The 22163-nt window shown below is 60.7% G+C and carries 24 protein-coding genes and 1 pseudogene; 13 read left to right on the forward strand and 12 right to left on the reverse strand.

Going from position 1 to position 22163, the window contains the following annotated elements:
* Window position 1: 1 nt before the first annotated feature.
* A complete protein-coding gene (locus ACYP01_RS03270) occupies window positions 2–1267 on the reverse strand; it encodes a vWA domain-containing protein (protein WP_459678641.1) in 1266 nt (421 codons plus the stop codon).
* A gap of 173 nt (window positions 1268–1440) precedes the next feature.
* Between ACYP01_RS03270 and ACYP01_RS03275 the strand changes: the two genes are divergently transcribed.
* Window positions 1441–2403, forward strand: a complete 963-nt coding sequence (locus ACYP01_RS03275; protein ID WP_459678642.1) for a GGDEF domain-containing protein — start codon at window positions 1441–1443, stop codon at window positions 2401–2403.
* Between the two features lie 91 nt (window positions 2404–2494).
* Here the strand turns inward: ACYP01_RS03275 and ACYP01_RS03280 are convergent, their stop codons facing one another.
* Window positions 2495–3799, reverse strand: coding sequence for an HNH endonuclease signature motif containing protein (locus tag ACYP01_RS03280; RefSeq protein ID WP_459678643.1), 1305 nt, complete (start codon window positions 3797–3799; stop codon window positions 2495–2497).
* 158 nt (window positions 3800–3957) lie between these two features.
* Between ACYP01_RS03280 and ACYP01_RS03285 the strand changes: the two genes are divergently transcribed.
* The 4 genes from ACYP01_RS03285 (at window position 3958) to ACYP01_RS03300 (ending at window position 6618) form a co-directional block, all read left to right on the forward strand.
* Window positions 3958–4461 carry a MarR family winged helix-turn-helix transcriptional regulator gene (locus tag ACYP01_RS03285; protein WP_311093895.1) on the forward strand — a complete coding sequence of 168 codons (504 nt, stop codon included), beginning with the start codon at window positions 3958–3960 and terminating at the stop codon, window positions 4459–4461.
* Between the two features lie 11 nt (window positions 4462–4472).
* Window positions 4473–5531, forward strand: a complete 1059-nt coding sequence (locus ACYP01_RS03290; RefSeq protein ID WP_459678645.1) for an LLM class flavin-dependent oxidoreductase — start codon at window positions 4473–4475, stop codon at window positions 5529–5531.
* A gap of 8 nt (window positions 5532–5539) precedes the next feature.
* Window positions 5540–6106 carry an FMN reductase gene (gene msuE / locus ACYP01_RS03295; protein ID WP_459678646.1) on the forward strand — a complete coding sequence of 189 codons (567 nt, stop codon included), beginning with the start codon at window positions 5540–5542 and terminating at the stop codon, window positions 6104–6106.
* A 179-nt stretch (window positions 6107–6285) separates the two neighbouring features.
* Window positions 6286–6618: a CD225/dispanin family protein gene (locus ACYP01_RS03300; RefSeq protein WP_459678647.1), complete on the forward strand. Its 333-nt coding sequence runs from the start codon at window positions 6286–6288 to the stop codon at window positions 6616–6618.
* A gap of 46 nt (window positions 6619–6664) precedes the next feature.
* Here the strand turns inward: ACYP01_RS03300 and ACYP01_RS03305 are convergent, their stop codons facing one another.
* Window positions 6665–7819, reverse strand: a complete 1155-nt coding sequence (locus tag ACYP01_RS03305) for an alpha/beta hydrolase (protein ID WP_459678648.1) — start codon at window positions 7817–7819, stop codon at window positions 6665–6667.
* 38 nt (window positions 7820–7857) lie between these two features.
* On the opposite strand from ACYP01_RS03305, the gene ACYP01_RS03310 reads away from it, so the two are divergent.
* From ACYP01_RS03310 to ACYP01_RS03320, 3 genes are all read left to right on the forward strand, one after another.
* On the forward strand, window positions 7858–8316 hold the full coding sequence (locus ACYP01_RS03310) for a DUF5990 family protein (protein ID WP_459678649.1): 459 nt from the start codon (window positions 7858–7860) through the stop codon (window positions 8314–8316).
* 75 nt (window positions 8317–8391) lie between these two features.
* Window positions 8392–9873, forward strand: a complete 1482-nt coding sequence (locus tag ACYP01_RS03315) for a flavin-containing monooxygenase (RefSeq protein ID WP_459678650.1) — start codon at window positions 8392–8394, stop codon at window positions 9871–9873.
* A 362-nt stretch (window positions 9874–10235) separates the two neighbouring features.
* Entirely contained in the window at window positions 10236–10907 is a 672-nt protein-coding gene (locus ACYP01_RS03320; RefSeq protein WP_459678652.1) for an SDR family oxidoreductase, read from the forward strand.
* On the opposite strand, the gene ACYP01_RS03325 is transcribed toward ACYP01_RS03320, so the two are convergent.
* Together ACYP01_RS03325 and ACYP01_RS03330 are read right to left on the reverse strand one after the other, a co-directional pair.
* A complete protein-coding gene (locus ACYP01_RS03325) occupies window positions 10885–11655 on the reverse strand; it encodes an ABC transporter permease (protein WP_459678653.1) in 771 nt (256 codons plus the stop codon). The genes ACYP01_RS03320 and ACYP01_RS03325 overlap by 23 nt on opposite strands.
* Window positions 11656–11705: 50 nt before the next feature.
* Entirely contained in the window at window positions 11706–12143 is a 438-nt protein-coding gene (locus ACYP01_RS03330; RefSeq protein ID WP_459678791.1) for a GtrA family protein, read from the reverse strand.
* A 141-nt stretch (window positions 12144–12284) separates the two neighbouring features.
* On the opposite strand from ACYP01_RS03330, the gene ACYP01_RS03335 reads away from it, so the two are divergent.
* A complete protein-coding gene (locus ACYP01_RS03335; protein ID WP_459678654.1) occupies window positions 12285–12992 on the forward strand; it encodes a TetR/AcrR family transcriptional regulator in 708 nt (235 codons plus the stop codon).
* Window positions 12993–13041: 49 nt separating this feature from the next.
* Here the strand turns inward: ACYP01_RS03335 and ACYP01_RS03340 are convergent, their stop codons facing one another.
* Window positions 13042–14538 carry an MFS transporter gene (locus tag ACYP01_RS03340; RefSeq protein ID WP_003940566.1) on the reverse strand — a complete coding sequence of 499 codons (1497 nt, stop codon included), beginning with the start codon at window positions 14536–14538 and terminating at the stop codon, window positions 13042–13044.
* Window positions 14539–14637: 99 nt separating this feature from the next.
* Between ACYP01_RS03340 and ACYP01_RS03345 the strand changes: the two genes are divergently transcribed.
* Complete coding sequence (locus ACYP01_RS03345) at window positions 14638–15297, forward strand: TetR/AcrR family transcriptional regulator (RefSeq protein WP_019745154.1); 660 nt, start codon at window positions 14638–14640, stop codon at window positions 15295–15297.
* A gap of 9 nt (window positions 15298–15306) precedes the next feature.
* Here the strand turns inward: ACYP01_RS03345 and ACYP01_RS03350 are convergent, their stop codons facing one another.
* The 6 genes and pseudogenes from ACYP01_RS03350 to ACYP01_RS03375 form a co-directional block, all read right to left on the reverse strand.
* On the reverse strand, window positions 15307–15510 hold the full coding sequence (locus tag ACYP01_RS03350; protein WP_019745155.1) for a PspC domain-containing protein: 204 nt from the start codon (window positions 15508–15510) through the stop codon (window positions 15307–15309).
* A gap of 190 nt (window positions 15511–15700) precedes the next feature.
* On the reverse strand, window positions 15701–16549 hold the full coding sequence (locus ACYP01_RS03355; protein ID WP_020970664.1) for an alpha/beta fold hydrolase: 849 nt from the start codon (window positions 16547–16549) through the stop codon (window positions 15701–15703).
* Window positions 16550–17092: 543 nt separating this feature from the next.
* Entirely contained in the window at window positions 17093–18055 is a 963-nt protein-coding gene (locus ACYP01_RS03360) for a DUF389 domain-containing protein (protein ID WP_021332068.1), read from the reverse strand.
* A 175-nt stretch (window positions 18056–18230) separates the two neighbouring features.
* Window positions 18231–18575, reverse strand: a pseudogene (locus ACYP01_RS03365) (transposase); the annotation flags it as partial.
* 23 nt (window positions 18576–18598) lie between these two features.
* A complete protein-coding gene (locus ACYP01_RS03370) occupies window positions 18599–18766 on the reverse strand; it encodes a hypothetical protein (RefSeq protein WP_155277909.1) in 168 nt (55 codons plus the stop codon).
* 155 nt (window positions 18767–18921) lie between these two features.
* Entirely contained in the window at window positions 18922–19275 is a 354-nt protein-coding gene (locus ACYP01_RS03375) for a winged helix-turn-helix transcriptional regulator (RefSeq protein WP_007731459.1), read from the reverse strand.
* A 109-nt stretch (window positions 19276–19384) separates the two neighbouring features.
* Here ACYP01_RS03375 and ACYP01_RS03380 point away from each other — a divergent pair, with 109 nt between their 5' ends.
* The 3 genes from ACYP01_RS03380 to ACYP01_RS03390 all read left to right on the forward strand — a co-directional run bounded on the left by ACYP01_RS03380 (window position 19385) and on the right by ACYP01_RS03390 (window position 22161).
* Window positions 19385–20005, forward strand: a complete 621-nt coding sequence (locus tag ACYP01_RS03380) for a malonic semialdehyde reductase (protein WP_030535208.1) — start codon at window positions 19385–19387, stop codon at window positions 20003–20005.
* A 300-nt stretch (window positions 20006–20305) separates the two neighbouring features.
* A complete protein-coding gene (locus ACYP01_RS03385; protein ID WP_459678657.1) occupies window positions 20306–20953 on the forward strand; it encodes an ABC transporter permease in 648 nt (215 codons plus the stop codon).
* Window positions 20950–22161, forward strand: a complete 1212-nt coding sequence (locus ACYP01_RS03390; RefSeq protein ID WP_007731456.1) for an ATP-binding cassette domain-containing protein — start codon at window positions 20950–20952, stop codon at window positions 22159–22161. The genes ACYP01_RS03385 and ACYP01_RS03390 overlap by 4 nt, the downstream gene beginning before the upstream one ends.
* Window positions 22162–22163: the final 2 nt, after the last annotated feature.

The following is a 22163-nucleotide window of genomic DNA, read 5'->3' on the forward strand; positions in this document are numbered from 1 at the left end:
ATCACGGCGTCGTGATGCCCGCGGCTACAGCTGCCTTGTGCCAATCCGGGAATTCACTCAGCAAACGGGTGTACAACTGGGCGTCGTCGACGGTGTCGATGTCGTCCAGCGCGAAGAATCCGGCATTGTCGACCACCCTGCCGTCGAGGTCGTCGAGCTTCTCCAGCACTCCGTAGTTGGCCTTGCCGATTCCGACGAACTGCCAAAAGGCCGGGAGCCCAGACGCTTCGCGCATCAATTTCGTGATTTCCTTGCGCTCGCTGAAGCCACCGTCGGTGAAGAACAGGACGAGCGTCGGCGCCGAACCACGTGTCAGGCCGGAAAGAATCTCAGTCATGATCGGCACTTCACGATTTGCGGCGCCGATCTTGTCGTAGTTGAATCCGCCGTGCGAGCCGCGCAAGTGCAGGTAGGTATCCGACCACTCTTCCGCGTCATGGACAGAGATCTCGGGAAGTTTGACGAAGCTGACTGCATACAAGTACGGCTCCAGCTTGCCGTCGTCATCGAGTTGGATCGCAACGGGAATCATGCGTTCGACTACACGATGCACCACTCTGGTGCGGTACTGCTTGGCCATACTTCCGGTTTTGTCGATCACCAGGACCACCCGTGCCCGAATTCCATTGCCACCCTTGGTCAGCAGGACCTTGGCCACTTCGCGCTTTCGCAGATCCAGCTTTTCCCGCTTCACCATCGAGAGTTTGGCTTCGTCGGGCACGGTCCGAATGCCATCTGCCGATTCAGCCGAGTCGGGTCGGCTCTGCGGTTCCTCGTCGACCGAGACTCCGAATGCAGTGACCAGATCTGCCAATCCGCTGTCCCAACCCGCCGAAACGTTCCGAACCTTCCAGTCCGTGCCGCGGCGATAGATCTCGACGAGGACCGCTGCCCTCTCACTCGTCAAACCCAAAGCCTGAGCCACGATAGCGGTGGAACCAGCCTGCTCCACCACGACACCAAGGCCCCCGACAGCAGAAAGGGTTCCGTTTGCCGCCGCATCAAGCGCCACGGCAACACTCAGCTGGTGGATGTCGGCGGGCAACCTCGCAATGTCGATTTCGATGACGCCGCCGGACTCCAAGCGCACCGCGCCTTCGGGTGAGACCGGCTGATTGAAGAAGACAAAATCTGCGTCGTCCCGTACTTTGTTCCGTTCGTCGAGCTGGAACACCATCAGGTCTACCGTGCCCGGGGCGCTACCGTTCACCGCCACCTTCAGCGAAGTTCCCTCAACGACTGTGTTCGCTCCACGCGCCAGCTCCATACCGGAAGATTAGCTGGCCACCAAAGAATCCACGGCCCCGCGGTCGGAAGAATCACAGCACACTTTCAGCAATCGGGAGGATTCTCGAGGCAGACTGTTCGTGGAAGATTTGTCGCACGCGGGACCAAGAGCCTGAACATCGACAGAATCTTAGGGTCGATCAGGAGGTCAAAATGCCGCACGGCCAGACGCGCACCATCCCGATGTTGCCACTCTTGCCACCTCTGACGAATTTCGACGACGCAAGTCGCTCGGTCGTGTCCTACCTCGACGAATATCTTCCGCTGGCACTGTGGTCGATCACGCGGTTCGACGGGTCGAATCAAATCTTTCTCACCGTCTCACCCAACCCACTTCACATCGAAGTCGGCGAGACCCGGACTTGGCAAAACACTATGTGCAGCGAGGTAGTCCTCGGAAATGCGCCGCCAGTCTCATCGAATCGCGCACTCGTACCTGCACTTTCCCGAGATGACAGGTGGGAAGGCATAGGCGCATACGTCAGCATCCCAATCCTTCACAACGACGGCAGTCTCTTCGGCACTCTGTGTGGCGCCGACCCGATTACGGGCGACTCCGTACTCGAGGACAACCTGGCCCTCCTCACTCTCCTGTGCCGACTCCTCGGAACGATTCTCGATGTCGACTATCAGCGCGCGCAGTCAGTCCGACTGGCCGAAACTGCGCAACTCGATGCTGAAACCGACCCGTTGACAGGTCTTCTCAATCGGCGCGGGTGGAATCGCATCCTCGAGGCCGAGCAAACTCGGTACCGCCAATTCGCTGATCCGGGATCTATCATCATCGTCGATCTGGACGGCATGAAGACCATCAACGACGAACTCGGCCACGCCGCGGGCGACGAATACGTTCAAAGAGCCGGCAAGATCTTGGCAGCGTGCGCGCACCCTGGTGCGGTGGTTTCACGGCTGGGCGGAGACGAGTTCGGAATCGCTCTACCCGATACACAGCCGCGCGCCGTCGACTACCTGGTCGAGTGTTTGGAGAAGGCGTTCCGGAATGCCGACGTCTGTTGTTCGATCGGCCGAGCCGACTTTTCCATGACCCAAAGCCTTTCCGAGACTTGGGATACGGCCGATGCGGAGATGTACCGCCACAAGCGCTCGAAGGACTGAACCGACTCCCCCACGGCCTGTTGGCACTGCATCGGAGGATCCCTCCGATGCAGTGCTGGCCCGTGTTCTGTTGTGCCAGAGGAGTACTACCTCAAGTTTTGAAAGTGGTGTTCGCGGGCCGCGGGTGCTGCCCGGGGTCGATCGAGGGCGGCGGGACGAACCACGGTTTGTTGTCGACCCCGATCCGGATCACCCACTTCCCGACGAACCCGGATTTGCGGTGCATCAACCGGTGATGCGAACGGCACAGCAGGACCAGGTTGTTCATCACCGTCGGGCCACCGTTGGCCCAGTGCCGGATATGGTGCGCATCCGTCCAGGCGGGCACGCATGTGCAGCCGGGGAACGCGCAGCCTCTGTCGCGGGCAATCAACGCAGTCCGTTGTTCGGGGGTGACCAATCGTTTTCCGGGTTTCGCATCCAAGGGTGCGCCATGATCGTCGAGCAGGACGGTGGAGAGGAAACAATCACACCCGAGGAGTCTGGTCTGCGAAACGGACAGTGGTCCGAGCCAGGGCATGTGCCCGACATCAAGATCCGACACAGCCGCTTCACCATCAGAAGAGGCGGGTGCGGCGGCGCAGTCTCGATGGTCGGCCAGATCCCGAGCATTGATGTGCACGTTCACATGCGGACGCTGACCACCATCTGTGCCAGTCTTGGCGCAATCGAGATAGCGGCGGATCAGTTCGGTGAAGCCGTCGGCAGTTCGTTTCGCCGCCGACCGGGCATCGGGGGTTCCGTCCGGTGCCGGGGTCGGCATCGTCAGATTCGACAACGCCGAGAGCAGCATTTCACCGGTGAGGGCATCGAAATCCCCACGCACCACCACCCGACCATTCAACGTCGACGCGATCCGCAACTCATTGAGATCGACATCCTCGGCGGGCGGAATCTCATCCGATTCGAACAACCGCTCCAAGGTCGCGATCACGTTCCGCACCTTCGTCGTCGTCGCCTCCACACCCGACGCAGCAGCCAACAACAAATCGATGCACTTCGGGAGCGCCTCCTCCGGCATCCCCTTCGGCGGTGACTCGCAGAACGCCACGATCAACACAGCATGCTCGAACGAACAGTCCCCGCCATCGAACCGAGCCGCCACCGCCGGAAACAGCCGCAACGCTGCACCCAGGGCGGCGATCTTCTTCCCGTCCCGAACCTGCAGCATCGTGTTCGCCGCCAACCAGGACCCCACACCGCGGCTGGCAATCACCTGATCATCCGGGCGCAACGACAACTCGTCCACCACAGCCACACGAACGGCTTCCAGGCGCAGAATCTCCGCACTCGCCGACACCGCAGCAGCACGCAACTCCGCAGCAGTCAACTGCCACAGGCGTCCGCGCAACCCCACCGCAGAACCAGACACCACGTCCGACAACAAGACACTCATTGAATCCCCCGATCCCCTCCCCAAATCATACTCGAACATGCGTTCGAGTCAATACCTCGCTACCAGCGCAAATAAGCGCAGGGAATAGTTCGACCGTCACACGCGTATTATTTGAGTAAGCAATACTTGCGGTCGCAAATAAATGGAGGGCGTCACCGATGACAACTGATGAACACGTACGTGGTCGTGTGTGGCGCGACCTCGTCGTCTCCCACAGCGTCATCCTCGGCAAGATGGAGGCGGACCTTCGAACCACCACCGGACTCACCCTTGGCCAGTACGACGTTCTGCTCCGACTGCACGAAGCTCCGGGAAACACGATCCGAATGGGCGATCTGGCCGAACTGGTCCTGGTCACCACCAGTGGCGTGACGCGCGTCGTCGATCGATTGGTCGAGGCCGGATTAGTGGAGCGCGTTAGACCGGACAACGATCGACGCGTCGTGACGGTATCGATGACGCCTGCAGGCAAGAAGACGCTTCGAAAAGCGTCCGCCATACACACGCGAGGGATCGCCGAATACTTCTCCGATCTCATTGAAAACGAGGAGCTTCCGGTACTCGAACGCTTCTTCTCCCGACTTGCCACACATCACACGAATCAAGGCGGCGCATGCGATGCGCACGTAGAACAACTTTCCATCACCCCCACGAACAGATAGCGAGAAACAACATGGCTTTCGAATTGGGCGTCTACCATTTCGGTGAACTCACCCCAGATCCCACTACCGGCGCGATGATGAATCCCGGTGTCCACCTTCGTCATTTGGTGGAGCAGGCAACCGTTGCCGATCAGGTTGGACTCGATGTCTTCGGCGTCGGCGAGCACCATCGCACCGACTTCGCAGTCTCAGCCCCTGCAGTTGTGCTCGCGGCAATGGCTCAGGCTACCGACAACATCAAGCTGTCCAGCGCCGTAACCGTACTCAGTTCCGATGATCCCGTACGTGTGTTCCAACAGTTCGCGACAGTCGACCTGCTTTCCAAAGGCCGTGCCGAGATCATTGCCGGCCGAGGTTCGTACACGGAGTCATTTCCGCTCTTCGGGTACGACTTGTCCCAGTACAACGAACTCTTCGCCGAAAAGCTCGATCTACTACTGAAACTGCGCGACGAGAACCCGATCAACTGGGAAGGACAACTTCGCCCACCACTGATCGACGGTGACGTGACGCCCCGCCCGGACCGTCAGATTCCGGTGTGGATCGCAGTCGGAGGTACTCCGGCCTCTGTCGTCCGTGCCGCGAAACTTGGCCTGCCTCTTTCGCTTGCCATCATCGGTGGAAGCTACCAACAGTTCGAACCGTTCGTCGATCTGTACCGCAGGGCTGCAGCGGAGTTCGGACACGATCCGAAGAAACTCGCTGTCTCGATTGCTTCGCCAGGATTTGTCGACACCTCGAAGCAAACAGCACTCGACACGTCCTACCCGTACTTCCAGGCCGGGTGGATGCAGAATCATCATCAGCGCGGAAACGGAGTTCCCATGCCACGCAGGGCATATGAAGCGCAGGCAACCACCGCGGGTGCGTTCTTCCTCGGCGGCCCGCAGGAAATCATCGACAAGACGATGGCACAGTACGAACTGTTCCATCATGACCGCATCATGATCCAGATGGGGTTCGGCAACGTGCCGCAGAAGGACATGCTGCGTGCGATCGAGATCCTCGGCACCGAGGTAGCCCCCGTTGTGCGTAAGGAAATCGAATCACTGAAGTCGTCCCAAAAATAGGAGTTTCGATGAGCACACCGCTCAAAATTGTTGCCGTTGTCGGCAACCTCCAAAAACCCTCCAAGACTCGTGCCCTCGTCGACCTGATCGTCGAAACCTTGGGAGACTTCGAGCAGATCGACACACGAGTTTTCGAGATCGTGGATCTGATTCCAGGTCTTGCATCTGCTCTGGATCTCGATCGCGTCGACTCAGTGACCGCCGAAGCGCTGGCAGCAGTCGAGTCCGCCGATATCGTCATCGCAGCGTCACCGGTGTTCCGCGGCTCGTACACGGGAATGTTCAAGCATTTCTTCGATCTCGTCGACCAGTACGCGCTTGCCAACACTCCGGTTATTCTTGCTGCGACAGGTGGCAGCGACCGCCATGCTCTCGTGTTGGACCATGCCCTGCGGCCACTGTTCGCTTTCTTCCAAGCGCTGACCGCTCCGGTCGGGATCTATCTCAGCTCAGGTGATTTCGACGGAACGACTATCCTCAACCCCGAGGTATTCGAGCGTATCGAGATGGCAGCGAAGGACGTCCTGCCGGTAGCCAGGATGCTCGCGGAGCGGGACCGAGTCGCACTGACGTGAACGCCCCTCATCTGCACAACAATGACCCGGAACCACCACCAGCGGTCACGACTGGCAATGCGGCTGATCGAGCACACTCACGCCGTTGATCCACATCGCATCACCGAACATCGTTTTTCAGTGATTCTTCAGATCCATCGCAGTAGCGTCTAAAGGGCCACCTCATGTCAGGAGCCTCCATGACCACTCCAGATCAACCCACCGTCCAGCAATCCGTTCCTCAGCGCCCGATTCGACCACCTGTCAATGCGGGCTGGGCAGTGGTCTCGCTGCTGTTCTTCTGGCCGCTTTCCTTCTCCGCTTTCACGCACGCCTTCAACGTGTATCCGCTGTGGGCTGACGGCGATGTGGCCGGGTCGCGGTACGCGTCCGATCGAGTGAAACGACTCGGTCAGATCTCGCTGTGGATCGCAGGCGGGCTACTACTCCTGGTCTGCATCCTGTACGCGATTGCGGCAATCGTGTGGTTCGCCAACGGTGGCCACGATTACGGGCCGCGGCGTATGCGCTGAACAGCCACCCTGAACAACCACCCTGAACAACCACACCACCACGACATCACCTCATCAATCGATCGACGAACTCCATGGTCTGGTCCATCGAAGCGACCGTCGTTCGGCCGTGACTGATTCCGGTGAGTTCTTGATACTCGAACTGCGTTCCCCGCGAACGCATGTCGACCAGTTGCGCCCAGGTGATGGCGACAGGAACCGTTGTGTCCGACACGCTCTGCACCACGCGCAGTGGACGGTCGTAGCCGTCGACCGGCACCTGCATCATCTCGCGGAACAGGTCGTACATGCGCGGCGTCCATACCGACCGAGAAAACAACGAGCTCAACTGGATTCGTTCGGCTCGAATGTGTCGGCCGAGATCTCCTGCGCACAGTGTCCGAGCCTTTTCCATCCACTCGATCCCCTGCGGCGAGAGAACCTCGCGAATGTTCTCTTCGGGTCGTTGATCGTCGATCCCGGCCAGGACGTACAGCGCATATCCCACCAGCCCGGTGATACCGATGTCGGGAAACAGCGGGCCGCCCAACGGAAACAGCCCTTCCATGTGTGTGGGGCCTGCGACGACAACCGAGCCACGGAAATCCAATTCCGGTGCACGAGTGGTGGCATCGTGTCCCGCGAAGTACGCCGCATGACCACCTTCGGACAAACCCGCGACCATCCACCGCGGACTCAGCACATTGCCGTACAACTCGTGCGCGGCCCGCACGATGTCGACGGCATTCGCGCCGGCGGCATGTCCGTCGAGATAGGCCAGCACCCCGTCGGTACCAACTCCCGAGTAGTCGGTAGCGACCATCGCGTACCCCTGCTCCAACCAGCGTTCGATCGGTTCGATCTCGCCCGGACCGAATCCGGTCGACGAGGGTGCACACTGATCCGCACTGCCCAAAGTTCCGTGGGCATAGGAGATGACGGGCCAACCGCCCGCCGGTGGGGCGCCTTCCGGCAGAAACACGGACCCTGACGACTCCCCCCATCTGTCAGCGGTACGCAGAGTTCGATACACGACCCGCTGCGTCTCACCGGCGCCGACCGGAAACACTGCGGCCGAGAGTTCGCCATAGGACTCCAGCGCGCCCGCGACTTCCGGTTCGTCCGCCGTCGCCACTGCAACACCTGACCCCCACCCGAGACCCGACAACAGAATGCTCGCCACCACGGCCGCAACAAAGGTTCTACCCGAACGACTCACCACGCCAACCCCTCCCGACCTATGCAGAGCATGATGTCGATATGCAGATCATCATCACCGGTCACAGCCTGCCCGGACGTGAGTGTTCCGAAACCGCAACCTTCGAAGAGCGCAGCAACATCCACGTCGGCGTTCAGCGCCGAGGCAAGCCACACGAAATCCTCGACCTCATGCCAGGAGACACCGAGACAGTGCGATGGGAACTGACAGCGAGCCTGGAGCGAAAGGCCGGTGCCTGGGACATTCTCGGTCCATACATCCAGGGTCCACCTCGCGGACGCTTCATCTACCTGTCCTGGGTGACGGTATCCGAGGACCAGACGTTCGAGATGTTTCGGCGCGCAAAGCTGATGCTCGACGCGATCCCCGAGCACATCGCCGAGCAGGCCGAAGCTTCCGGCATGCTCCACGGAGACCTCGGCCTCACAGACGCCGCAGGTAAACCACTGTGTGCGGCTATCCGACCGCCGACGATCACATGGTCCTCCTCGCCTTACTGAGCATCGTTCAGTAGTGTGGTGATCGAGCACTAACTCTGCCGGTGGCCCCACATAGTTGATACGGAGTCCGAACTGATGAGCACCGAACACCTCGATGTCCTGATCGTCGGCGCCGGCTTGTCCGGCATCGGTGCTGCTTATCGACTCCAGACCGAGCTCCCAGGAAAGTCGTACGCAATCCTCGAGGCCCGAGCGAACAGCGGCGGAACCTGGGACCTCTTCAAATACCCCGGCATCCGATCGGATTCCGACATGTTCACGCTCGGCTACCCGTTTCGCCCGTGGACAGATGCCAAAGCAATCGCCGACGGTGATTCGATCCTCCGGTACGTCCGCGATACCGCTCGCGAAAACGGGATCGACAAGAAGATTCGCTACAACCGGAAGGTGACCGCGGCATCCTGGTCGTCAGCGGACTCGACGTGGACCGTCACTGTCACGACCGGTGACGAAGATGAAACCCTGACCTGCAACTTCCTCTATCTCTGCAGTGGTTACTACAGCTACGACGGCGGATACACCCCGAACTTTCCCGGCCGTGAATCATTCAGCGGCGACGTAGTGCACCCGCAGTTCTGGCCCGAGGATCTCGATTACTCCGACAAGAAGGTCGTTGTGATCGGAAGCGGCGCCACCGCAGTCACTTTGGTCCCCACGATGTCGCGGGACGCGAGCCATGTCACCATGCTCCAGCGATCACCGACATACATTCTGGCTCTGCCGTCCAGCGACAAGGTATCGGACACCATCCGCGCAGTACTGCCGAATCAACTCGCGCACAGCATCGCTCGATGGAAGAGCGTCGTAGTGAACCTGAGTTTCTACCAACTGTGCCGGCGCAGTCCGGCGCGTGCAAAGAGGATGCTGAACCTCGCGATCAGTCGTCAACTCCCGGAAGAGATCCCCCTCGATCCTCACTTCACACCCTCCTACGACCCCTGGGACCAGCGCTTGTGCGTCGTACCCGACGGCGATTTGTTCAAAGCCCTCCGATCCGGCAAGGCCTCGATCGAGACCGATCACATCGACACCTTCACCGAGACCGGGATCCGTCTCGCGTCCGGTCGCGAACTCGAAGCTGACATCATCGTCACTGCAACAGGATTGAAGATGGAGGCGTGCGGCGGGATGTCGATCGAAGTGGACGGCGAACCCGTCACCCTCGGTGATCGTTACGTCTACAAGGGCATGATGATCAGCGACGTACCGAACTTCGCGATGTGCGTCGGCTACACCAACGCCTCGTGGACTCTGCGAGCAGATCTCACGTCGATGTACGTCTGCCGACTGCTGACGGAGATGAACAAGCGCGGCTATTCGAAGTGCGTGCCGCACGCGAGCGAAGAGATGGACCAGCGGCCGATCCTGGACCTGGCGTCGGGGTACGTCATGCGTGCCGTGGAACAGTTCCCGAAGCAGGGATCGAAGTCACCGTGGAACATGCGTCAGAACTACATCCTTGACCGTCTTCACTCCACGTTCGGGAGCATCAACGACCACATGACGTTCTCGAAGGCACCAGTTCGACATTCGGCACCGGTCCCGAGTAAGAGTTGAGCGGACCACGAACAACCAGGTAGAGCAATCGGGCGAAGCCACCAATCGATCCGACGACAAAGAACACACCCGAACCTGCGACTACTGCACAGAGCGCACCGAGAACGATGATCGCCGACGCCTCTACCATTCGACCGGCGGACTCCGATCCGAGAACGTGTATTTCATCAACTCCTTCGTCCATAAAACTATTTTCTGCCAACCGTCCAGCCGGTTTGTAGGGACTTTAGTCACGAGTCGGGTCAAAATGGACTCATAATTGCAGGTCAAGCGTTCAGTTGGCCACTCCGGCCGGATGACCTCCAGTCCGTTCCGTAGTGTGCGCATCACAGGAAGTAGAACCAAAGCTGGGGGGGAACACCATGAAGGTCATCGTTTTCGGGGCAACAGGAATGGTCGGCAACAGCGTGCTGCTCGAATGCCTGGACGATTCCCGAATCGACACGGTCTTATCCGTCGGCCGCAGTCCGTCCGGTGCAACTGCCCCGAAGATCGTCGACATCGTTCAAGGCGATCTGCTCGACTACTCGGCAATCGAAGCAGATCTAACCGGCGCTGACGCCTGCTTCTTCTGCCTCGGCGTCTCCTCTGCCGGAATGAACGAAGCCGACTACACCCGCATCACGCGTGACATCACGCTTGCCGCCGCCACAACGCTGTCGCGTGTGAACCCTCAGATGGTGTTCGTCTACGTGTCCGGTGAAAGCGCCGACTCCACCGAGACCAGCAAGACCATGTGGAAGCGAGTACGTGGCGCGACCGAGAATGCGCTACTCGCACTCCCTCTCACGACCTACATCCTCCGGCCGGGATTCATCCGTCCGCGCCCGGGATCACCGTCGAAGACGTGGTGGTACAAGGCCTTCTATCAAATTTCCGTGCCTCTCTACCCACTCTTGCGCAAGGTGTGGCCCAGCAGCGTGACCACCAGTGAAAACATCGGCAAGGCAATGATCACCCTCGCGGCAAACACGCCCGATCTTCCCGACCGCGTCCTTCGCAGCGACAAGATCAACGAACTCGCGCAGGCCTGACAGCCTTACCTCGAAAGACGAAACCGCGGGCGACGAGTTCCAACGCCACGGCCACCGAGCAGGTTTGTGCCAACAACAACCCTGCCAGTACAAGAATTTGCACAGCACCGGCCTGAACGGCCGATCCCGTCGCGAGCAACACACCGACAAAGGCTCCGGGCAATGTCACGAGGCCGACGGTGCGCGTCTGGTCGACTCCAGGCAGCAGAGCATCGGAGGCAGCGGTGCGGGCTACCTCCCACCGCGCATCTCGTTGGGAAAATCCAAGGCTCAGTGCTGCTTCCACTTCCCCGTACCGGTCGTCGACGGCGTCGAGTCCGCGTTTGGCTGCCATCGATGTTGCAGTCATCGTGCCACCCAGAACAATGCCCCCGATCGGCACCAGAGCGACCCCTTGCAGCGGAACCACTCCGGACAGCAGCATCAGTGGCAGAACCACACCGATTCCCGACGCCAACGCGATGGTCAGCCAAACTCCGGACGTCCCCGCGTTCGAGCGTCGTGCCGCGGTGAAAGACGCCGCAACGAACATGCCGACGAGCACGAGGAGCGCCGACCAGATGTGGGCCAAGGCGGCGGCGAGGATCAACGAAATCGCAGCCAACTGAAGAGCGCCACGAGCGAGGGCGCCGGGGACCACCCGAACGCTACCGAGATAGGCGAATCGGTAGACGAGCGTGGCGACAAGTGCCATGACGATGCAGAGCACAGCCAGACGGATGCCGGAGTCGGCTATCGAAAGGCTCATGGGTCTCAGTGTTCCCTACGAGCCGAGTCCGATCCGAATTCGAGAACCGCTCAGAACACCCAACCGCGAAGGGCGACGAATCGCAGGCCACCGACAATTCCGCTCACGGCGATCACAAGCCCGGCTTGAAGAAGCCCGTCGGCGCCCGGGAGAAGGAAGCCGAGTGCACTGATCGCGGCAGAACTGGCGATCAACCCGACCAGTGCGAGTCCACCGCCTTCCCACTGCGCGGTGAACCAGTTGACGCGATCCGCTGCGTGGAAGGTGAGCCGGCGATGCAGCTCATTGGCCAGAATGGTGCTCAAGACCGCACCAACTGCGTTGGCGACCAGCGCTCCGTCACCGCGCAGCGCCAGAAAAGCGGCAAAGTACAAGATGTTGCTGGCTCCGCCGACGAGGGCAAAACGAACGAGCTGAGCAAAGGCGCCGTCGCCGGCAAGGGCGCGAAGCCTCGTTGCCGCGAAACCTGAACTCCGCGTACCCACCATCGAGATCGGATTGCTCCCGACCCAGATGTCAGACGTGCTCATATCGGCTTCTCTCATACGGACAATCGGAACCATGCGTTCCGCTTAGTAATATAGCACTAACGGAATCGTTCATTCCGTTTAGTGCCGTAGACTGTGAGGATGCCGACAACACACCCCGACGCTTCTCATGCGGGGACCTCGGCCGACTGCTCACAGCCGCGCCTTCGGTCCGACGCCAAGGCCAACCTCGAGCGCATCCTCAACTCCGCTCGCGAGGTGTTCGCTGCCCAAGGACTCGACGCCACGCTGGCGGACGTCGCGAAGCACGCCGGCGTCGGCGTCGGCACCGTCTATCGCCGGTTCGCCAGCAAGGACGAACTGATCCAGGCACTGTTCGACACGCGGTGTTCCGAGATCGAAACGATCGCCGCCACCGCCCGAGAGATGCCCGACGCCTGGGAAGGTCTTGTCTACTTTCTCGACGTGATCTCCCTGCGCATGGCAGACAACCGCGGATTCGGCGATCTCCTGATGGACGGACGCTTCACGTCCGACACCTTCGCTCGCGCGCGCGCCGGGATCGCTCAACACACCGCGGCACTCGTCAATCGCGCCAAGGAACAGGGCACCCTGCGCAGCGACTTCGAAGTCAACGACATTCCACTTCTCATGCAGGTCGTCAAAATGGCCCAGAAGTTCGGTGGCGACGAGGCCCCTCAGGCTTACCGCCGCGCACTCGGGTTCATGATCGACGGACTCTGCGCGTCCCGCACCGACCATCGGGAACTGCCCGTGCCGGCGCTGTCCTCCGAGCAACTCGATCACGTCCTTCATCGGTTTCAGGCAACGCCCGGGAAGAACTGCTGAGTCGATTTCGGGGTCGACGCCATTGCGGCGTCGACCCCGAAATTTGCTGTCAGTGGGCGATTACCGGTTCACCTTCCGGCGAATCCGGAAGCAGTCCACTCCGAAGAACCAGTCCGGTCAAGACCGCACCGACCGCGAATATGCCTGCGGCCCAATAGAACGTCGTGGTGTAACTCTCGACGGCGGCCTGCGCCTGAGTCAGCGGATTCATCTCGCGGCCCACCAGGTAGTTGGTGGAAGCCGAGGCGGCAATCGTGCTGAGCAGTGCAGTTCCGATCGAGCCGCCCACCTGCTGCATCGTGTTGACCGTGGCAGATGCGACGCCGGCATCTTCGTGATGCACGCCTGAAGTTGCTCCCTGCATCGACGGGGCGAAAATGCTGCCCATGCCGAGTCCGGTGACGACGAGCCCCGGCAGAATGTGGACTGCATAGGTGCTGTCCACAGAGATCTGGGCCAGCAGAGTCATTCCGATCGCCGCGATGACCATTCCGCTCACGATCAGCACTCGCGGACCGACGCGCGGCAGCAAAACCGCTGTCGAAAGCGTTGCCGCTGTTACGATTCCGAACACCATCGGCATGAATGCGAGGCCGGTCATGATCGGGCTGTACCCGAGGATCAGCTGCATGTAGTACGTCAGGAACAGGAAGACTGCGAACATGCCTGCGCCGGAAAGGAAGATCGCCAGGTACGAGCCAGCCCGGATTCGGTCGAGGACCACCCGCAGCGGAAGAAGTGGGTGCTCGGACTTGGTCTGCCAGTAGATGAACGCCGCCATGAACACGACGCCGGCAACGAGCCAAGAGATAGTGGGAGTTGCACTCCACCCGTCCGACTCGGCCTTCGAGAATCCGAAGACGATGCTGAACAAGCTGATCGACACCAGGATCGTTCCGGGGATGTCGAGCTTGGGTCGCGAGTCACTGGTGTGCGGCGCGAGCAACAGGACTGCTCCGACCAGAGCGATCGCCGCGAAGAAGAGATTCACGAAGAGGCACCAGCGCCAGTCGACCCACTCGGTGAGTGCGCCGCCGAGCAGCAGTCCGATGGCGCCACCACCGCCGGCAACGGCACCGAAGATACCGAACGCCTTGGCACGCTCACCTGGATCCGTGAATGTCACGGACAGCAGCGACAGGGCTGCCGGGGCAAGGAGCGCACCGAATACGCCTTGGCCGGCACGAGCGGCAACAAGCATTTCGAAGTTGACGGCTGCGCCACCGATGGCGGAAGCGACTGCGAAGCCGATCAGGCCGACGATGAAAGTTCGCCTGCGCCCGAACAAGTCGCTCAATCGACCGCCGAGTAGCAGCAAACTGCCGAACGCCAATGCGTATGCCGTGATGATCCACTGGCGGTCCGAATCACCGAACTCCAGTGAGCGCTGCGCAGCAGGCAGCGCGATGTTGACGATGGTGGCATCCAAGACCACCATCAGCTGCGCAATTCCCAGAACCGCGAGAACCAGCCACCGCTTTGCGTGGTTGTCCCCTGAAGGCGCTGAGGACTGCTCGAATTCAGTCCGTTCAGCAATGTCTGACATAGTCCCTCGCCCAACCTATGCGGAGATGGCTTCTCCGGTTAGCAAAAACGCTACACGAAAACGGAGAGGCTGTCTCCACTTGGCGGGTAGAGTGGGGACATGAGTACCGCAATGGAGCGCCCCCTTCGCGCCGATGCTGCACGTAATCGGCAGTTGATCATCGACGCCGCACGTGAATTGTTCGCCGAAGAAGGGATCGACGTCACACTCGACGACGTCGCCCGGCGCGCGGGGGTCGGCGTCGGAACGGTCTATCGGCGGTTCGCCAGCAAAGAAGAATTGATCGACGGAGTCTTCCAGCAGAACTTCGCCGACATGGCAGCGGCCGCGGACGCGTCACTTGCCAATCCGGATCCGTGGGACGGACTTGTCACCTTTGCCGAATTCGCCTGCAGCCGTATGTCGGTCAACCGCGGACTCAAAGACGTCCTGAACGGAACCGACGAGGGATGCGAGCAAGTCGCATGCCAACGATCCATCATCGAACCGTCGGTCGAGAGGATCTTCTACCGGGCCCAGGAGGCCGGGATGCTGCGCCCCGATGCCGTACCGACGGACCTGTTCGGCCTCATCTTCATGGTGGGCGCAGTCACCGAATTTGCTCAGCCCGTCAACCCGACCGTGTGGCGTCGATACCTCTCGGTAATGCTCGACGGCCTACGCACGGAGGGCTTGCACCGTGACGCACTACCCCTTCCTCCGCTGAGTTCGGAGGAATTGCACGAGGCCAAGCAATGCCTGAAAGACCGCCGCCGTTGAGCGGTTCGGTCAGATCTGCTCACGAGGAATGAAAATCCACATCACGATGTAGATCAGAAACTGCGGGCCGGGCAGCAGGCACGAGAGTACGAACAGCAAGCGGACAGTCGACGACTTCCAACCGAAGTATCGAGCGATTCCGGCGCACACTCCACCGAACATTGCTCCCGAGCGGGCGCGGGTGAGCTTGCGGGTCTTCATCGGGGAGGTCATGTGTTGTTTCCTTTCAACGGAACTCGCGGTTCATCCGCGTCGACCTCCACTATCCGCTTCCGATCCACCTGTGCGCATCAGGCCATGGACCCATCTTTTCCGACGCGGTGTGTCCTCAGGTACGAGTCCGTCCCCGCGTCGGACTCAGGGTTCTCCCCCACACCCCAGCCTCGGACCTCAGCCTCGCACCTCAGCAGGGAAACATGCGTCGAAGTCGTTTCGGAGCCGCAAAAGGTTGCCAGTTGTCGACGTCCTGCGCCAGACGATCGGCAACGGTCCACAACGCCGACGGGTTGTGGGTCAACCCCATGTGACTGCCTTGCACCGCAATGCTTTCCGACAGGCCTGCCGAGGTTTCACAGCACGCTTGCCATGGAACGATACCGTCGTGCCTGGAGTAGACCGACGTGGCGGGAACGGAAATAGGCGATCCCTGTTCGGATTCGATGCCGTCGACCGGAGGCAGTATCGCGTGATTGCCGGACAAACGAGCGTAGAGAGATCCGACTCTCGTCTGCTCCAGACTGGTGAGACCGAAAGGACTTCCGAGTGTCACTACCTGACGCACCGAATCCGGCAGGTCCCTCGCCAGCTTTCGAGCGTAGATACCGCCCAGACTCCAGCCGATCACCGACACCTTCTGCTCGTATCGATCTGCTACCTCGGCCAATGCGGCAGGCAGTCCGTCGACCACCGTCGCCGTCGGACCGGTGTTCAGACCCAGATTCCAACCGTGAACCCGGTATCCGAGAAAGCTCAGGTATGTCCTCAAGGCGAGAGTCGAAACGTCCGAAGTCAGCAATCCGGGGAGAACGAGGACCGGATGCCCGTCCCCACGCGGCGATCGAAGCAACCAAGGAGCCGCGAGAAGCAGTGAAGCGATGTCGACCAGTCCGCGCGTCGGCTCGCTCAGACACATCGCCAAGGATGGTGGCCCCGGAACGAGTGGGTCGACTTCACGAATCAGCGTCGATCGCTGCGCCCAATCGAATTCGGTCTCCGCGAAATCGATCGCCGAGACTTCCGCAACTACGGACACCTGAACTCCTGTCGGCCGGTGCCCTCGTCGGGGCGTGTGGTTGGGCGGTTCCGCGAGCTGTGTGCTCAACCCGCGGAACCTTGCCCTCATCCACCACCGGTAGCGAACCAGGACCCGTTCTGCCCACAGATTCGTGACCAAAGGCCTCTCGGCCACACGAACACTGTGTGATCCAGAACACTAGTTTTGGTTACGTTGCATCTACGTTGCGTAGATGTTTCGTCGCTACCAAGGAGAATCTCGACAAGTCTTGTCAAGCACTGCGGTAGGCCGTTTCCTCCGGCAGAGCCGTCGGCGCTGCAGGTCCGAAGGGTCTGAGTGAAGTCACGCGGCCAATCGGTTGCGTCTCGATTGATCCCCTTTTCCAGTCGCTGCAACCAGCCTGGAAGCCATGATCGGTACAGACAGCGGTACCCAGATCCGACAGTTCGCATGCCGGATCTGTTTGTCGCGACGTTTGTCGGCGCAGACATTCCCACCGATCCGCAAGACAGCTGTCAGCCTGAAGCCTCGAAAGTCCAGTTCCGGCAGTGGGTCAGGCGCCTACGGCGATGTGCCAGGCCTGGCGTCCCGGCGCGTGACTGATTTCCATTGGCGGCCGGATCGGGGCAACGAGAACAGCAGCAGCACAACTACTCCAGCGAGCACGATACCGATCAGATTGACACCGAGCTGAGCCAGCGAACTCAGCACGACATTCCACTTACCTGCGAAGACCGCAACGACCGCCAATCCCGCAGCTGGCACCGTCGTCACCGAGATGAACACCCCCACCAGGACCGTAGAGGTAGAGGTGACCGTTGCCAGCATGCCAGCCGCTCCCGCCAGCAGTGCTACCACCAGTGAGAACGGCCCCACCTCGTAGATGAAGTCGAATGCGCGGGCGTTCTCGACATCGCCGATTCCGACCCAGCCCAGACGAATCCACAGCAAGGTAGCCAGGCCGGTAAGGGCCATCGCGGCCGGAAACGAGATCGCGAGGGTACGAATCGAATTTCGCACGAGATCTTTGTCTCGACGTACCAGACCCACTGAAAGCGCTGCCAGCGGCCGGAACTCCGGCCCCACCACCATTGCACCGACCAGGGTCAGCGGCGACGCCGTGGCAACACCGACTGCCGAGAGCAAAAACGCGATCACCAGGAAGGCCAGGAACGCCGGAGTCAGTCGGGCACCTTCGCGCACCTGACCGAGCAACTGCTCCCACACCACTGTCTCGTCGGGTCTTCTCGGGGCCGCAGTGTCCGCCCGTTCTGCGGAGAAGGACAGCATGGTTCCCGCCGGCTCGAACGAAATACCGCCAGCCCTCACCAGGTCCAGAGCAGTCAACGCGGCAAGCACGTCGTTCGCGCATGCGCGGGCTACATCGGCCTCGATCACATCTCCCGGCGGATCGACAGCGGCTCTGAGTGCGAGTGTCACATGAGTAGCCCCAGGTTCGGCGGCCAACATGTTCAGCACATCTCCGGTCCGCTCACTCGGCGAGATGACACGCAGATGCAGCACAGTATTGTCTCCTTCAGCCGGCGGTGGCCTCGGGTGCAGGCAGCATCGACGGCCGGTCCATCACCGGAAACCATAGCGGGCTCGGACATGTCTCAACACCGTGGATTCTCAGCGCTACGAGCCACACTCCCCCGGCGCACATACATCTACCGCACTGCGTTAGTCGCTAGGGCGCTCACGCAGCCGCGGCGGTAGTCGGTCCAAGTTGATAGATCGCGTTATCGCGGAGGAGCGCCCACCACACGTTCAGTCTCCGCCTCCCAACGCAAGAACCGCCTGCGTATGACACTGCCCCTCGGCCCGTTTGCGGGTACAAAAAGCCTACGACTGAGCGTTGTGCCGGATACTGTGCTGCGCGGACAGATAGAAGGCCCGCAACAGCCTGCGGTCGTACCTGCGCGGCCGGCGCAGATTTCCACTGACTCGGCCCGAATCTCGCGGCACAGGCGCTAGACCCTGAGATGCCGGCCAATCTGTCTGCGCTTCCGAACGCAGACACGTCACCACCCGTGGCGGCGACATCTGCCCAGCCACCCGCACCAACTACCCGTTTGCGGCCTCGACCGCGGCGTCGTCAATCCGAGAGGCGTTGTATGCCTTCTTGTTCCGGAACCACACTTCCGACTTCGTCCGGCCGAATTTTCGAAGTCCGTCAGGCGATTGATAGGTCGAGTCGTCGAGAACACCGGGCGGCCGTTCTCCTTCAGCCATGCGAACAGCAGCACAAAAAGAGCCATACCCGGCGTCCCCAGGCAGCCCCGAACCGACAAATGTTCGGCCAGTATCGCCCGGGAAAAACGGTAAGGAAATAACAACTGGCAGAAACAGGACCCGCGCAGTCGCCGAACTGCCGTTCGAGCTAGCGCTCAGTTCGAGCAACTCTCGGGTGGCAGATTTTCGGCGGCCCACGTTGTCAGTTCACTGAGAGCGGGGAGCAGCGCCTGCCCCGACGCTGTGAGTTCGTACTCCACGGCGATGGGGGGACCTGCATCGACGCTCCTCGTCACCAGGCCTGCCCCTGCCAACTCCGTCAGGCGTTCCGAGAGCACCGAATCACTGATCCCGCCCACCGCGCGCTTGAGTTCGGAGAATCCCGCCGGCCCGTTCAGCAGCGTGCCGAGAATGACGCCGTTCCACCGTTTGCCCAGGAAGCCGAACGCGCGGGCCAGAGCCCCGTCACATGCGCGGGGCTCATGTCCCGCTTCGCTCTTGCTTGCCACCCCACCATCCTAGCCACAGTGCTAACGTATCCGTAGGCACTCTTTTTTTACTAGCAACTAGCTTTACCGGGTAATGCTCGGTCGAGCTACCACGGAACGGAAACCCCCGATGTCTCTCGACGCAGCCACCCCATTCACCGCCCAGCAACTCGACGAAGCCGGCCGCGAGCTCCTCTTCACTGCGGCTCGCACCGCCAACTCCTTCTCGAACGAACCTGTGACCGACGACGAACTGACTGCAATCTGGAAGCTCGCGAAGTGGGCACCGACCGCGGCCAACACCAATCCGCTACGTGTGCTGTTCGTCCGTACCGAGGAAGGCAAAGCACGCCTCGTCGAGCACATGGCAGACGGCAACAAAGCCAAGACCGAGGCCGCTCCTGCAGTTGCCGTACTGGCGGTGGACACCGAGTTCTACAAGCACATCCCCAACCTGTTCCCCATTCGCCCGGAGATGAAGGACTACTTCGAATCCGACGAGGCTGCCGCCAGTTCGACGAGTCGGTTCAATGCCGCACTTCAGGCCGGCTATGTGATCCTCGCGATTCGCGCACAGGGTCTGGTCGCCGGCCCGATGGCCGGGTTCGACGCCGACGGCATCGACGGCGAATTCTTCGCAGACGGACGTTTCAAGACGATCCTCGTGGTGAACATCGGCCATCCCGGTGAGAACCCCTGGTTCGATCGTCTGCCGCGCCTCTCCGATGAGGATGCGCTCAGCTGGGCCTGAGGCCAATTCGGACAAATCAAGCAATGCGGGAGAGTTCTGCGGAACTCTCCCGCTTTGCCATCTCCAGCGCGTTTCAACTCTGCTCGCAGTGGGTACATACCCGCGTCTCGCAAAATCTCACGTCCAGAACAACATCCGACACGCTGCAATCGGAATTAGTTGCAGTATCTCAGTTTTTGGACGACAGTCGAGGGAAACCCCTCGGCCTACGGAGGCTGTGGGGAAAGCCCTTGTGCGCCGGTCGGTGTCGAGGGAAGACGTTCGAGCGAGCAGAAGTCCGAAGAAAGTGGGTTCGGAAATATGGGCGCGCTATGGGATTTTGTCGTTGCACGACGACAACAGTTGTTGACCGACTCGTACCTTCATGTTTCAGCAGTTATCCAGTCCGTGATCATCGCGACGATCGCCGCCGTGATCATCGGCATTCTCGTCTACCGGAGCCCGGCGGGATCCTCCATCGCTACGGCGTTGGCCAGCACGATCCTGACGGTTCCTTCATTCGCCCTCCTCGGACTGCTCATTCCGATTCTCGGTCTCGGCGTCGCTCCCACGATCACCGCGTTGATCTTGTATGCCCTGCTCCCGATCATTCGGAACACGATCATAGGTCTGGATGCAGTCAACCCGGCGATCACGGACGCAGCCCGCGGTGTGGGGATGAATCGCCTTCACGTACTGAGTCGAATCGAGCTACCGATCGCGTGGCCGTCGATCCTCACCGGCATGCGGGTCAGTACACAGATGCTCATGGGCATCCTCGCCATCGCGGCGTACGCCAAAGGTCCTGGTCTGGGAAACCTGATCTTCTCCGGACTCTCGCGTGTCGGTAGCCCGAATGCTGTTCCGCAAGCGCTGGTCGGCACCGTACTGATCGTCATTCTCGCTCTGATTCTCGACGGAATCTACGTCGTCATCGGTCGTCTCACTACTTCGAAGGGGCTGCAATGACTGAAACCATTCCGTCTGACGTATCCACAGATCAGAAGGTATCCGGGGTCGAGATCGTCCTGGAGTCCGTCACCAAGCGGTACCCGGGCCAGAAAGCTGCAGCGGTGGACAATGTTTCGCTGACTGTTCCGGCCGGTGAGATCGTGGTCTTCGTCGGACCTTCGGGTTGCGGCAAAACAACGACGATGCGCATGATCAACCGCCTGATCGAACCTACCTCCGGAAAGATCACCATCGACGGCAAGGACGCGCTGTCGATCGACCCGGACAAGCTCCGCCGTGGCATCGGGTACTCGATCCAGCAGGCAGGCTTGTTCCCGCACTTCACGATTGCGAAGAACGTCGCGACCGTCCCGGGTCTGATCGGTTGGGACAAGAAACGTATCGCAGCGCGCACCGACGAGATGCTCGACCTCGTAGGCCTCGATCCCGATACCTATCGCGACCGCTACCCTCGCCAATTGTCCGGTGGGCAGCAACAGCGTGTGGGCGTGGCGCGGGCGCTGGCTGCCGATCCCCCGGTGCTGTTGATGGACGAACCTTTCGGTGCCGTCGATCCGATCACCCGCGGCCTGCTCCAGGACGAACTGATGCGTCTGCAGTCGGAGTTGGGTAAGACCATCGTCTTCGTCACCCACGATTTCAACGAGGCAGTCAAACTCGGTGACCGTATTGCCGTGCTGGGCAATCAGTCCAGCATCATGCAGTACGACACCCCGGAAGCGATTCTCGCTAATCCCGCAAACGACATGGTCGCCGGATTTGTCGGGGCGGACGCCTCTCTCAAGCAGCTGACCCTGACTCGCGTGCGCCAGATCAAACTCAAGCAGTGCCTCACCGCCCGCGAAACCGATTCGGTCGATGATTTGAGAACCGCACTCGCAGCGCGTAAGTGGAAGTGGGCCCTGATTCTCGATCAGCGCGGACGGCCGCTTCGCTGGGTCTCGCCCGGCCACCTCGCCCATGCGTCGACTCTTCGAGGTGTCGGTAACGAGATCGGCGAAGCCGTGTCCATCCAGTCCACCCTGCAGGATGCTTTGGAAGCTCTTCTCGCAGAAAGCAATGCGTCCACCGTGGTCACCGGACGGCGTGGCGAGTACGTCGGTCTCATCACCATCGACACACTGGTCAGCCATCTTTCCGAAATGCGCGAGGAGCATGCGCACGACCACGACGAAGAGCCAGACACCGAGAACGTCGAGGGTTGAAC

Source organism: Rhodococcus sp. no. 34 (assembly GCF_054589475.1).